The 13,534-nt window shown below is 32.2% G+C and carries 9 protein-coding genes; 1 reads left to right on the top strand and 8 read right to left on the bottom strand.

Features of this window, described 5'->3' with window-relative positions:
* Positions 1-57: 57 nt before the first annotated feature.
* From BXQ17_RS12345 to BXQ17_RS12335, 3 genes are read right to left on the bottom strand one after another with little or no spacing between them, the layout of a single operon-like run.
* Complete coding sequence (locus BXQ17_RS12345; RefSeq protein ID WP_077810933.1) at positions 58-1,638, bottom strand: RagB/SusD family nutrient uptake outer membrane protein; 1,581 nt, start codon at positions 1,636-1,638, stop codon at positions 58-60.
* Positions 1,639-1,642: 4 nt separating this feature from the next.
* Positions 1,643-4,669 carry a TonB-dependent receptor gene (locus tag BXQ17_RS12340; RefSeq protein ID WP_077810932.1) on the bottom strand — a complete coding sequence of 1,009 codons (3,027 nt, stop codon included), beginning with the start codon at positions 4,667-4,669 and terminating at the stop codon, positions 1,643-1,645.
* A 42-nt stretch (positions 4,670-4,711) separates the two neighbouring features.
* Positions 4,712-6,118, bottom strand: a complete 1,407-nt coding sequence (locus BXQ17_RS12335; RefSeq protein ID WP_077810931.1) for a hypothetical protein — start codon at positions 6,116-6,118, stop codon at positions 4,712-4,714.
* 527 nt (positions 6,119-6,645) lie between these two features.
* On the opposite strand from BXQ17_RS12335, the gene BXQ17_RS12330 reads away from it, so the two are divergent.
* Complete coding sequence (locus tag BXQ17_RS12330; protein WP_077810930.1) at positions 6,646-7,527, top strand: AraC family transcriptional regulator; 882 nt, start codon at positions 6,646-6,648, stop codon at positions 7,525-7,527.
* 48 nt (positions 7,528-7,575) lie between these two features.
* Here BXQ17_RS12330 and BXQ17_RS12325 read toward each other — a convergent pair whose 3' ends face one another.
* Genes BXQ17_RS12325 through BXQ17_RS12305 form a run of 5 tightly spaced genes read right to left on the bottom strand, consistent with a single transcriptional unit; the run spans position 7,576 to position 13,462 of the window.
* Positions 7,576-8,823: an FAD-binding oxidoreductase gene (locus BXQ17_RS12325; RefSeq protein WP_077810929.1), complete on the bottom strand. Its 1,248-nt coding sequence runs from the start codon at positions 8,821-8,823 to the stop codon at positions 7,576-7,578.
* A 19-nt stretch (positions 8,824-8,842) separates the two neighbouring features.
* Positions 8,843-9,094, bottom strand: coding sequence for a DUF3781 domain-containing protein (locus tag BXQ17_RS12320; RefSeq protein WP_077810928.1), 252 nt, complete (start codon positions 9,092-9,094; stop codon positions 8,843-8,845).
* 43 nt (positions 9,095-9,137) lie between these two features.
* The gene (locus tag BXQ17_RS12315; protein WP_077810927.1) at positions 9,138-10,148 is read right to left on the bottom strand and encodes a 4-hydroxyproline epimerase; all 1,011 of its coding nucleotides are present in this window, start codon (positions 10,146-10,148) and stop codon (positions 9,138-9,140) included.
* Entirely contained in the window at positions 10,141-11,877 is a 1,737-nt protein-coding gene (locus BXQ17_RS12310) for a DUF885 family protein (protein WP_077810926.1), read from the bottom strand. The genes BXQ17_RS12315 and BXQ17_RS12310 overlap by 8 nt, the downstream gene beginning before the upstream one ends.
* 1 nt (position 11,878) lies before the next feature.
* A complete protein-coding gene (locus BXQ17_RS12305) occupies positions 11,879-13,462 on the bottom strand; it encodes an aldehyde dehydrogenase (NADP(+)) (protein WP_077810925.1) in 1,584 nt (527 codons plus the stop codon).
* Positions 13,463-13,534 lie beyond the last annotated feature (72 nt).

The following is a 13,534-nucleotide window of genomic DNA, read 5'->3' as shown; positions in this document are numbered from 1 at the left end:
TACTCCAAAAAAATAATTAAAATACTTATTCAACATATTATATATATTAAAACCGAATTAATATCCAGGATTCTGCACGATATTACCTCTAGACAATTGAATCTCTTCAGGTGGTATTGGCCATAATAAGTGAATATTAGGATCAAATAATGCTCCACTATTTTGAGGTTCCAATAAATTAGTTGTCTCAAAAGGATCTGTACTTACCTCTGTATTGTACTTTACAAAAGAACCATTTGGACCTAGTATTAGAGCAATTCTAGGAACTCCGTTTATTTTTTGTCTTCTAAGATCATAAAGCCTATGCTGCTCTAAAGCCAACTCCAATCTTCTTTCTTTCCATATAGCATCTCTTAAAGCGTCTCCAGATAAATTATTTTTAGAAGGTAATTGAACTCGATCTCTAACCAATTTCAAAGAGCTTTTAGCTGCTGCTTCATCTCCATTAAAATAAGCAGCTTCTGCGTGTATCAAAATAACATCTGCTAATCTTAAATGAATATAATGTAATGGCAACTGCCCTCTTTGATATGGATCTGGTCTTTCATCTACAGGGATGTAATACTTTCTATTGGTACGACCAGATTTATTTTCACTTGGCTTCCCATCAAATGAAGTTACTGCAGGATCACCAAAAACAGGCTCCCCGTGTTTTATAATCGTAGATCTTAACCTAATACTATCACCTTCACTTAAAAAAGCATTTTCCAAATCACTTGAAGGTGATGTCCATCCCCAACCACGATCTCCACGGCTTCCATTAGTAATTGAAAACTGACCTCCAACACCGTTAAATGTAGGGTTATTGATGTATTGAATTTCGAAAATGGTTTCAACGCTATTTAAATTTCCAACTTTATAAATATCAGCAAAATCTGCCTCTAGAGCATACTCTCCAGAATCCATAACCGTTTTTGCCATTGCTTGAGCATCTGCCCATTTTTCTTCAAAAAGATACACTTTTGCTAAAAGAGATTGTACAGCGCCCTTTGTTACTCTACCAGAATCTTCGGCAGATTGTTGACTTCTTAATGGCAATGAATTCATAGCCTCTTTTAAATCGGACTCAATAAAAGCATAAACCTCAGCTAAAGAAGACCTAACTTTATCATTAATTGTTGGTTCTAAAATCTCATTGTACGTAGTTACAATAGGCACGCCACCAAAGTTTCTAACTAAATCAAAATAGAAGAATGCTCTTAAAAACTTTGCTTCTGCAATTAATCTAGCTTTTGTTTCATCATCAATTTCTACCTCGGGAACTCTATCTAGAGCTATATTAGCCCTTGTTATACCTATGTAATGATTTTCCCAAAATAAGTTAAAGTAAGTAGAACCTGGAAACACATTATATTGTGCTATACCAGTAATATCTGGTCTAGGTTGCCTTGTATTACCTGCCCAATTATCATCAGATGCCATTTCGTTGATTTGACGCTGAAAATTTACTTGATTCCAATTTGTACCATTAACCATTTGGTAAATACTATTTACAAATGACTCTGCATTTTCTGGTGTTGAGAAAAAATCATCTAATTGTTGTCTACCTTGTAAAGGCTGATCTAATAATTTATCAGTATCACAACTTACACTTAAAAAAGCCGTGCAAAATGCTAAAAATAAAATAAGTTTTTTCATAATTTTATAATGTTAAATTTAATCCTAATAAAAATGTTTTTGCTACAGGATTACTTGAAGCATCAACTCCTAGACCGTTAATAATACCACCACTGCTTACCTCAGGATCAAAGCCAGAGTATTTTGTTAACGTTAGTAAATTTTGGCCCGCTAGGTAAAGGCGCATTTTACTAATCCCTTTTAATTTAAAATTATAACCCAACTGAATGTTACGCAACCTTAAATAAGAACCATCTTCTATAAATAAATCTGACGGATTTTGATAATTCCCATTTCTGTCTAGTTCTGTTAATCTTGGATATTGCGCACCTGTATTTGTTGGAGACCACACCTGATTTTCTAGACCCGCTATTACATTTAAGTTTTGTGTACCTGCAAGTATATACTCTGTATTAATATTAAACACATCGTTTCCAACAGTAGCATACCACTGCATAGAAAAATCAAATTTCTTGTAACTCATATTAATGTTCAAACCTCCGTAAAAATCAGGAAATGGATTTCCAATCGTTGTCAAATCTTCATCATTTAAAACCCCATCTCCATTTTGATCTACGAATCGTAAATCACCTATTTGGGCATTAGGCTGAATTATAGTACCATCTTCTGAAGTATGAGAATTCAACTCGGTTTGATTTTGAAATATCCCTGCTGTTTGATAACCTTGAAACAAACCTACAGTTTCTCCTAATTCGGTTATTTTTACAAACCTATTTCCTAATCGAGCTCTTCTTTGACCAAGAATTACTTCGTTTCCAGGAGCTAGTTCAATTGCTTTACTTTCATTGGTAGAAAGCGTTAAATTTGCTCCAAAAGTAAAATCATTCCATTTTTTATTATATCCTAAAGTAAAATCAAACCCTTTCGATTGGAAGCTACCTACATTTTGCGCTACTGTACCAGGTATACCCGTATAATTTGGTGTTTCTACACTAAATAATAGATCTTCTGAAGTTTTCTCATAATACTCTGCCTCAAAAGTAATTTCATTATTAAACAACCCTATTGACACCCCAAAATTCTTATCTCTAACAGTTTCCCATCTTAAGTTAGGGTTACCAAATTGAGACAAAAAGTTAGCTACAACACGATCACCTCCAAATACAAAATCACCAGAACCTATAGAAAAGAATTGACCATTACGACTTATATTTTGATTACCAACTTCACCAGCACCAACTTTAACTCTTAGATTATTAATAACCTCACTTTTAAAGAAATCTTCTGAATCTACATCCCAAGCAAAAGACACGCTTGAAAACACACCTGTTCTACCGTCTTTCGGGAATCTTGAAGATTGATCTACCCTAACAGACCCATTAAAAAAGTATTTATTATCGTAGCTGTAGATAGTTCTAAAAACACCAGACAAAATATTATCTGTCGCTTTGTTCGCATTTGCTCTAATAGTTTCTCCCTCTGCTGCATCTAATTGCCATAAATTCATATTTGTGTTACTAGGGATACCATCACTATACCCTCTTAAATAATCCCAATTTTCTGAATCAAACACAATACCTCCAGTAACATTCAAGTAATGTTTATCGTTGAAAGTTTTATCAAAAGTTATTGTATTATTTAGTACATAGTCAAAATTATTGGTAACTGTTTTGGTTAAGTTATTAATTTCTAACTGTCGGTTTGGACCAATAAAATACTCGGGATTAAAATTTTGAGAAGTTTGTCTAGAAATATTTAAACCTAATTGAGACCTAAATGTTAAACTTGGTGAAATTTTGTAATCTAATTGCGTATTTGAGAAAAATCCAAAAAAATCATTTTCATTGAATTGCCTAGCCAATTGAGCTACAGGATTTGGTACTAAATTTTGAGACAGGCCAAAAATACTATATTCGTTTCTACCTTCTCGCTGACTTTGTGGTATATATACTGGTGTCAGAGGATCAATTCGCATTGAATTAAATAACAAATTAGGTGTATTTTCCCATTTTTCAATCCTTGGACTAAGATCCTGCTTAAGAGTAATTTTATCTGAAATTTTATAATCTACATTAAATCTACCTGTAATTCTTTGGTAAAACCCTTTAGAGTAGTTTGCTTGTTGATCAAAAACACTTACACTTCCAGAATATTTTAAAGCTTCTGACCCGCCAGATACTCTTACATTAGCATTTAAAACTGGTGCAAAATTTTGAACTACTTCATTCCACCAATCAGTACCTTCACCTGGATAGTCATCAGGATTAAAAAGTGGCGAATTACCATCATTAGTTCTTCTAGTATTCATTATTCTTATATACTCTTGCGCATCTGCACTTTCTATTTTTTGCCAGTATTGAACACCGTAATTTACACCTAAACTAACTACTGACTTACCAGATTTACCTCTTTTTGTTGTAATAAGAACAACACCATTAGATGCTCTTGAACCATAGATTGCAGAAGCTGCTGCATCTTTTAAAATTTGAAAACTATCTATATCTTGGGCATTTACAGAGTTTAAAGATGTACCATTTGGCTGTAAAATACCATCTATAACTATAAGAGGACTTGTACTTCCATTAGCTGTAGTAATACCTCGAATTACTATTCTAGGAGATGCACCTGGCGAACCTCCTGAAGATAAAACCTGAACCCCTGCTGCTTTTCCTTGTAAAGCCTCTGCTGGATTACTGGCCACTTGTTTTGAAATTTCCTCTCCTTCAACAGTAGCTATAGAAGTGGCAATTTTATCTTTTTTTACAGATCCATAACCAATTACAACTATTTCATCTAATTGTTGATTTTCTGTAGTTAAACCTACAGAGATTGTGCTTCTAGAATTTACTGAAATTTCTTGTGTTTTGAATCCTAAGTAGCTAAATATTAAAACGGCATTTTCACCAACTTTTATCTTGTATTTACCATCGAAATCAGATACAACTCCGTTAGTTGTGTTTTTTTCTTGTACACTTACCCCCGGTATTGGGCCTCCTAATTCATCTGTTATTGTTCCAACAACAGTGTTTTGAGACGTTGCCGAAAAGACAATACCTAAAAAAAATATTAAAATTAATAGTACTTGTTTCATTTAATGTATGTTTAATTGTTGTTAATCTATTCTAAATACTCGTTATCTTGTTTTAACTACAAGTCTGTTTAAATGTGTATCAAAAATAAATGTGTAATCTTTATTGAGCGCACTATCATCAAAGACATAGTTAGATCCACCATTAGGAATAGTTATGGATGGATCACTACCATCTACCCTCCAAAAAGGACTCCACCCAGCTGGGTTAGCATTTAATATAAATCCATTTGCACCATTATCATCTGGTTGATCCTTTATTGTAACATCTAATGTCCATAAGTGTGGATTATCAGCAGCTTGAACAAACGGCTTACCTGATTTAAAATGCCAACATTGCGTAGAACCATCTGCGTTATTTGTACAAGTAGAAGTAGTTGCGTCTACATACACCCCTCTTCCCAAAACATACACTTGATCGAAAGCTGTATCTGTTGGTGTATAAGGCTCTACTGAATAACTTTGATCTCTTAGATCCATTTTAACCTCATAGTAACCAACACCAGGAACAACAATTGGACTAACTGTTGCATCACTTCCAAGCACTAATCTTCCATTTGTACTTGAATCTGCACCAAAAGTATAAGGAGCAAAAGAGGCTTGTTGAGGTATAAATCTAATCTCTGAGTTTTCTTGAGCAGAATAATACTTTGCCGTAAAAACATAACCATCTTCTGTGGTAGCTGTGCTAGCTTCTGTATTGAATGGAACACCAAACAAATCTTGATTCAAATCAGCATCACTAGTAACATCAGTAACATACATAACATCAAAAAGTAATTCATCAAGAACGTTTACTGATACAGTAGCCGAATCTAAATTACCCGCAACGTCTGTTGTTGTAATTGTAAATTCGTAGCTCCCCAAATCTGAAATATCAAGAGATTTCTTGTAATTATATGACTGACCAGATATAGCTACCGTTTCATTTAACACACTACTTTCTATTTTAAATTCTGCAAGGTTTTCATCAGTTACAGTAATATCTAGTTCAATCTCGTTTCCTGCCCCAATTAAAACAGTTGCATTATTAGCAGGACTGTCAATTTGTATTACTGGATTTGACACATCTAAATCTAAGGTTACAACAACATTATCTGTTGAAATTTTACCTCCTATATTAGATACTGTAATTGGAATATTATGAACACTGTTCATTTCTTCTCCATCTGGAACTTTAAAACGATAGGACAACTCGTAAATATCAGTTAAAGAATCTCTAACAATAGTTTTATCTAAAAACCAAGGTTCGTATTTAATATTAATTGAACTTATTCCTGCAGGATCTGAAACCACCCCCTGAAAGACAAGTGTTTGCCCGGGTAAAGACGAAATTTCTTTTACGAATGAAATAAATTCTGGTGTCGAATCTACTTCTACAGAATCATCACAAGCTACAATAATTGCAAGCAGACAAATTACTGTTACCAATTTTACTTTAATTGTTTTCATTTTAGTTTAATTTAGTTTTGCTTTATTCTATTTTACTTAATCAAACATAGACGTTTCTATTTTTTAATGTAAAAACCGTTATCTTGATTTTATCTAAAAAAATTAACAATATCTCTTTTTTTTGATTTTATTTTAAATATATATCAACAATATGTTAATTTTTAACAAATATACCTTATAGAATTTCTGACAGAATAGACAAAAAAATCATATATATGGACAATAATGTTTTATTTACTTTTTTTTACATTATTTACAATTAAACTTTATGTAAAACATAAAAAATAAATTTTTGGTAAGAAATAAATAACAACTTTTCAAAAAAACAATACATATTCACTTTTTTTTATAACTAGAAACAAAAAGAAGTATTTTTTTTACGACACATGGATTTTAAAATATTTTTATTTACCACAAAAAATTTAGCTAAAAATTATATTTTTTATATTTACACCTATAAAAAACTATTCATTCAACAAAAAAAAATTAACCATTAAATTCTGACATAAAAATAAAATAACAGGAATATGGATAAAAACACTTTAAAAGAAGGTTTTCTTGGGCAAAAAATGATTGCATTTCCCAAAGCAATTATAGAACAAATAAAAACCAACCCTATTTCTAAGCAATTTTACATTAGTGACTTAGGTTATTATCCAGTTGCAAGCCATCATTATAGATTAAGAAAAAAAGGAGCTAAAGAATATATTTTCATATATTGTACAAAAGGAAAGGGAGTAGTTACTATTGAAAATCAAAGAACTTTAATCTCTCCAAATCATTTTTGTATAATACCAAGAAATACTCGGCACGAATACAGGGCTGATGACAATGATCCGTGGAGTATTTATTGGATCCATTTCAAGGGTTCTATTGGCGAAAAAATATATAATCGATATTCAAAAAACAATAACGATAAAAACATCCCCTTCTCAAAAAACACTATTGACCAATTTAATAAAATTTTCGATTTATTAAACAATAATTATTTATTAGACAGTATTGAATATGCAAATCTATTGGGCTTGAATTTTATCAGTTCATTTGTTTACCACAAACTTAACTCGATTAGCACCACACACCCAAAAGACAATCTAATAGACTCTGTCAAAGAATTTTTAATGAACAATATAGACAAGAATTTGACGCTTGATAAAATCGCATCTAAATTTAATTACTCAAAATCTTATCTACACACTAAATTCAAATTAGAAACTGGCTACCCTATACTTGTATTTTTTAAATTAAAAAAAGTTCAAAAAGCTTGTGAATATCTTAGCTATACAGATTTAAGCATCAAACAAATTAGCTATAAAATTGGTTTTGACGACCCATTATATTTCTCAAGAACTTTTAAAAATTTTATGGGAAAATCTCCCAGAAACTACAAGCAAAGCCAACGTAAATAAACTTAAGTTAAATATGGTTTTTATAACTTATGTTGTTTACTGTAAAGCTTAAAATTTTCTATCTACATGAAAAGGACTGGTATCGATAGATCTTTTTTTACCAGTAATAATTTCAGAAACTAGCTTCCCAGTTGCCGGTCCTAAACTCCAACCCATCATTGCATGACCTGTTGCAAATGTTACATTTTTACATTTAGATGATTTACCAATATAAGGTAATCCATCTGGAGAAAGTGGTCGTAAGCCACATTTTGCATCCGCTTTTTCTTGCTCATTAATTTTTACATTTGGATAATAATCTTGAGCTGCTTTTGCAATTGCTTGAACCCTTACAGGATTGATGTTATGATTAATTCCGCCAATTTCCATAGTTCCTGCAAAACGGGTAAAGCCATTCATTGGTGTTACTGCTACTTTTGCTTCCATTAAAATTGCTGGAATAGAAATTTGTGTTTCTCTTTCTACATTTATGCTATAGCCTTTTCCGCCTTGAACAGGAATTTTTATTCCTAATTTCTTTGCCAAATTTTGAGACCAAGACCCAGTTGCTATGACAACTTCGTCTGATTTTATATGAAGATTAGTCGTTTTAATAGCTGTTATTTTTTCGTCTACAACTGTAATATCTATCACCTCTTCATTTCCCAAAATACTAACTCCCACTTTTTTTAAATGGGCTTTTAACTGAGGCATAAATTCATTGGGAGTCATGTGTGCATCCGAATGATAATAAACAGCACCCTTAATGTTTACATCAACATTTTTTTCAATTTTTAGCACCTCTTCTTTTGATAAGTTTTCAACTTTTAAACCTTCTTTTATGGCTCTTTGCCCAACTTCCCATTCTTCTTCTCCCGCTTTTTCTGTTTGATAATACATCATCAAACCTTTTTGTTGATAATGAAAATTAAAATCGCCAGAAGTTTTTAAATCTGCATACAATTCTCTACTCAATACATTTATATCTTTAATTACAGGAATGGATTTTTCTACTTTTTGTTTGGTTGCCGATTTTTTAAATAACCAACTCCATTTTAAAAAATCGATATCTAAACGTGGTTTTACATAAAATGGACTGGATGCATTAAACATCCATTTAATACCTTTGTTTATCATTCCTGGAGCTGCCAAAGAAATAATATGACTTGGTGTTATATATCCCGCATTTACATATGATGCGCCACTTGATAAGTCTGACTTATCAATTACAGTTACTTTATGTCCTTCTTTTTGCAAATAATATGCAGAACACAAACCTATAATTCCACCACCTATAATAATTACACTTTTTGCCATCTCCTTTTAAAAAAGTTAGTTATTTTACTAGTTTATCGACTGTAATAATTCTAAATGTATTCGAATTTACAGTTATTTTTATGTTGTCTTTGTTGTTTGAAATATAGAAATTCTTTCCACATTTTTCGAATTTTGCAACTTCTGTTTCTTGAATTACTTTTTTAATGAATTCTCTAATTTCTGCTTTACAAAAATTAGTGGATAGTTTTTTATTGATTCTTTGATAAACCAATTCTGTATAACAATGCTTTTTTAATATTTCTTCTTTCATTAACCCAACTAATTTTACAGACCTTTTTTTAAGTTTATAAAAATTAAATTACACTAAATCCAAAAGCATAAGGATCATCTTCTGTATCTATCGTAATGGTATTTTGTCCGTAAATTTTTGCCCATCCTTTAATACTTGGTACAATTGCTTTTTGATTTCCTATAGAAGTTTCTTTTTCTACTTTACCAATAAAAGTGCTTCCAATAAAACTTTCGTGTATAAACTCTTCTCCTATTTTTAATTTTCCTTTGGCATATAATTGTGCCAATCTTGCTGATGTACCTGTCCCACAAGGGCTTCTATCAATTGCTTTATCACCATAAAAAACGGCATTTCTACCATTGGAAGTTGGATGAATGGTATCTCCTGTCCATAACAAATGCGTTACATCTTTTATGTTTTCGTTATCTGGATGCACAAATTGATTAGGATATTTTTTATTGATTAATTCTCTTATAACTTGTGAATGTTTGATAATCTCAGAAGCTGTAAAATCTTGAACACCAGCAAAATTTTTCTGTGGATCTACAATGGCATAAAAATTACCTCCATAAGCTACATCAAAAGTAAGCTCGCCAAGTTCATTAGAATTAATTTTTAAATTTTCTGCTGCCAAATAACTTTTTACATTGGTTAGTTTTACCCATTCTACTTTATCATTTTTAATTGAATAATCAATTTCAACCAAACCTGCAGGTGCTTCCATTTTTATTTTTCCAGGAGTTTTAGGTTGTACCAAACCTTCTTCTATAGCTATTGTAATGGTTCCAATAGTTCCGTGGCCACACATAGGCAAACACCCTGAAGTTTCTATAAATAAAATAGCAAAATCGTTTTCTGGGTTGTGAGGTGGATAAAGAATAGAGCCACTCATCATATCGTGCCCACGTGGTTCAAACATTAAACCTTTTCTTATCCAATCGTATTCTTTTAAAAAATGCAAACGTTTTTCGCTCATTGAATTTCCAACCAATTCTGGACCTCCACTTTTGATAACTCTTACAGGATTTCCGCAAGTATGTGCATCTATACAAACAAAAGTATGTTTACTCATTTTTAACGTTCTTAATATAATTATGAATTCTTTTTTCTAATATTGATAAGGTTACTGTTCCTTGTGCTAAAACTACTTCGTGAAACTCTCTAATATCAAACTTGTCTTTTAATTCAGATTCTGCTTTTACACGTAATTCTCTAGTTTTTAATTCACCAATTTTATAAGACAATGCTTGTCCTGGCCAAGAAATATATCTGTCTGTTTCTGTGTTGATTTCGTGAAGTGATAAAGCCGTATTTTCGGACATATAATTTACAACTTGTTCTCTTGTCCATCCTTTTGCGTGAATTCCAGTATCTACAACCAATCTGCAAGCACGCCACATTTCATAGGTATATTTTCCAAACTGCTCGTAAGGTGTGGTGTACATATTCATTTCATCTGCCAAAAATTCGGAATACAATCCCCAACCTTCTCCATAAGCAGATAAATATAAATTCTTTCGAAATTGTGGAATAGAGTCTCCCAATTCGTTGTTTAAACTTCCTTGCAAATGATGCCCAGGAACAGCTTCGTGAACTGTCAATGCAGGTAGTGTATACAAAGTTCTACTTGGCAAATCGTAGGTATTTACCCAATAATACCCTGGCTCTGTACTTTCTTTTGACGTTCCAATGTAACGTCCTCCTGTATATTTTGGAGCAATTGCTTCTGGCACAGGTGCAACTCCATAAGGTTTTCGTGGTAAGGTTTTAAAGAATTTTGGCAATTGTGCGTCTGCTCTTTTTGCCATATCTCTTGCAATCATTAGCAACTCTTTTGGTGTTTTTGCATAGAATTGCTCGTCTGTTCTTAAGAATTTTAAAAAATCAGCAAAACTTCCTGTAAAGTTTAAAGAACTGATTATTTTTTGCATTTCTGCTTTAATTCTGGCAACTTCTCTTATACCAATGTTATGAATGTCATCTGCAGTATATTGTGTACTTGTGGTATAAAAATTAATTCTATTTTGATAATACGCAGCACCGTTTGGAGTTTCTGAAACCCCTAAACTTGTTCTTGTTTTTGGTAAATACTCCGTTTCAAAAAAAGTTTTTATTCTTTTAAATTCAGGAACTACAGTGTTTTCTATTACAATTTTTGCAGCTTTTAAAACTGAATCCTTTTGCGTTTGATGTAAACTTAAAGGTAAATTTTTGAAAGGTTTGTAAAACGGACTTTTTTGGTAATCGTCCACAATATGATCATTATATGTAGATTCATAGCCTTTAAAAATCACTTTAGGTTGCGAAACTCCTTTTGCTAAACCTTCTCTTAAATTTTTAAAATGCTGATTTACAAAATCTGGTAAACTATTTAACTTCTTTAAATATTCTTTTACTTGCCCGTAGTTGTTAAGTGGTTTGATTTGATAATTTAGACTACTATGAAAACCTGAGTCTGATAATAACGGATTTAAGTAACGTTCAAATTGGTAATAATCAATTTTATCTTGCAAAACAAATTGCAATAAAGCTGCCGAAATCTGTTCGGTTTCAGACAATTCTTCCATTCGAATACAATTAAAATGTTGAAGCTGATTTGTAGCATAATCAGCTTCAGATTTATAGTATTCTTTGGTATAAATCCCTAATGGATAGGTCTCTTTATCATAAGGTTGTCTATCTTCATAAGATTTGATAAGCGCTTCCAATTCTGCTTTTGATGAATTACAGGTTTCATTTGCCGAGTTACAACTACAAAAAGCCACAAAAAGGAATATGAAAAAGGCCTTAAAAAATCTCATTCTAAATCTCTTTATCGGTTTTTACTCCATTAACGGTTCTTAAAATTCCTAACGGATTTTCATTTTTCAGTTCTTCTGGAAGCAAGTTATTTGGCCAATCTTGAAAACTAAAAGGGCGAACAAATCTTTTAATAGAATCTACCCCAACTGCCGTAAATCTACTATCTGTTGATGCTGGATAAGGCCCTCCGTGTAACATTGATGGACAAACCTCTACCCCTGTTGGAACTCCGTTAAAAATAATTCTTCCTACTTTATTTTGAAGTTCATTAACTACGGTTTTGTAGTTTTCTAGTTCGTTATCATCAGAAATTATAGTTCCCGTTAATTGTCCTTCTAAATTAGCTAGTACTTCTTCTAGTTCTGCTTTATCCTCACATTGAACCACTAAAGAAAAAGGTCCAAAAACTTCGTGATGTAAAGTTGGATTCTTTAAAAATACTGCACCACTAACTGTAATTACAGCTTGGGTAGCAAAATTAGCAGGTACATTTTCAGAAATTTCTGCCAACACAGCAACTCCGTTTTGATTTAAAGCGGTTTCTTTATTTTTATAATATGCATTTGCAATATTAGGGTGCAACATACAAGAAGGTGTTACTTCTTTTATATCTGATGCTAAACTGTTTGTAAAGTTTGTTAAACCTTCTGATTTTACCCCAATAATTAAACCTGGATTTGTACAAAACTGACCCGCTCCTAAAGTAATAGAACCTGCATAAGTTTTTGCAATACTTTCTGCTCTATTTTCTAATGCCTTTGGCAATAAAACAACTGGATTTACACTTCCCATTTCTGCAAATACAGGAATAGGTTCTTTACGAGTTGCTGCTAAATTGTATAAAGCTCTACCGCCCTTTAAACTTCCTGTAAAACCAACTGCTTTTATATTTTCGTTTAAAACCAATTGCTGCCCAACATCATTCCCATTTGAATTTAAATTAGAAAAAACACCGTTTGGCATTCCTGTTTTTTCGGCGGCTTTAACAATTGCAGAGGCTACCATTTCTCCTGTTGCCGCGTGCATTGGGTGAGATTTTACAATTACTGGGCAACCTGCCGCCAATGCTGCTGCTGCATCGCCACCAGCTGTAGAAAATGCCAACGGAAAATTAGATGCTCCAAAAACCACAACTGGCCCTAGAGCAACATTCATTTTACGTAAATCTACTTTTGGAATTGGCTGTCTATCTGGTTGGGCTGTATCTATAGTAGCTTCTACCCAACTACCATCTTCTAAATGATTTGCAAAAGCCCTTAATTGCCCTAAAGTTCTTCCTCTTTCTCCATTTGCTCTTCCTTGAGGTAAACCACTTTCTGCACAGTAAACTTCTAGTAAATTATCGCCTAAATTTTCTATTTCTTCTGCTATGGCTATTAAAAAAGAAGCTTTCTTTTTACCAGAAAATTTCGAATATTCTTTAAAAGCACTCGCTGCTAAACTTGCAGCTTTTGCTACTTCTTCTGGAGTTGCTTCTGTAATATTCCAATCATTATTTTTATTTAATAAAGGATTAAATGTTGTAAATACTTTATCTCCTTTAGCAGATAATTGATTGCCTATATAATTTTTTCCTGTAATCATTTTTTACGTATTTCTTAAATGCTTTTTTTCTAATTTACTCTTTTGTAAGCTATTTTTTTTACAATTAGGTAT

This window comes from Polaribacter sp. BM10, from assembly GCF_002005425.1.
Lineage (GTDB): Bacteria > Bacteroidota > Bacteroidia > Flavobacteriales > Flavobacteriaceae > Polaribacter > Polaribacter marinaquae.
Note: the sequence above shows the minus strand (reverse complement) of the source record. Positions and strands in the feature narration are given on the sequence as shown.

What these genes read in the sequence shown, in the direction of transcription:
- BXQ17_RS12345 (WP_077810933.1), bottom strand. Translation starts at nt 1,638, where the DNA reads ATGAAAAAACTTATTTTATTTTTAGCATTTTGCACGGCTTTTTTAAGT.
- BXQ17_RS12340 (WP_077810932.1), bottom strand. Translation starts at nt 4,669, where the DNA reads ATGAAACAAGTACTATTAATTTTAATATTTTTTTTAGGTATTGTCTTT.
- BXQ17_RS12335 (WP_077810931.1), bottom strand. Translation starts at nt 6,118, where the DNA reads ATGAAAACAATTAAAGTAAAATTGGTAACAGTAATTTGTCTGCTTGCA.
- BXQ17_RS12330 (WP_077810930.1), top strand. Translation starts at nt 6,646, where the DNA reads ATGGATAAAAACACTTTAAAAGAAGGTTTTCTTGGGCAAAAAATGATT.
- BXQ17_RS12325 (WP_077810929.1), bottom strand. Translation starts at nt 8,823, where the DNA reads ATGGCAAAAAGTGTAATTATTATAGGTGGTGGAATTATAGGTTTGTGT.
- BXQ17_RS12320 (WP_077810928.1), bottom strand. Translation starts at nt 9,094, where the DNA reads ATGAAAGAAGAAATATTAAAAAAGCATTGTTATACAGAATTGGTTTAT.
- BXQ17_RS12315 (WP_077810927.1), bottom strand. Translation starts at nt 10,148, where the DNA reads ATGAGTAAACATACTTTTGTTTGTATAGATGCACATACTTGCGGAAAT.
- BXQ17_RS12310 (WP_077810926.1), bottom strand. Translation starts at nt 11,877, where the DNA reads ATGAGATTTTTTAAGGCCTTTTTCATATTCCTTTTTGTGGCTTTTTGT.
- BXQ17_RS12305 (WP_077810925.1), bottom strand. Translation starts at nt 13,462, where the DNA reads ATGATTACAGGAAAAAATTATATAGGCAATCAATTATCTGCTAAAGGA.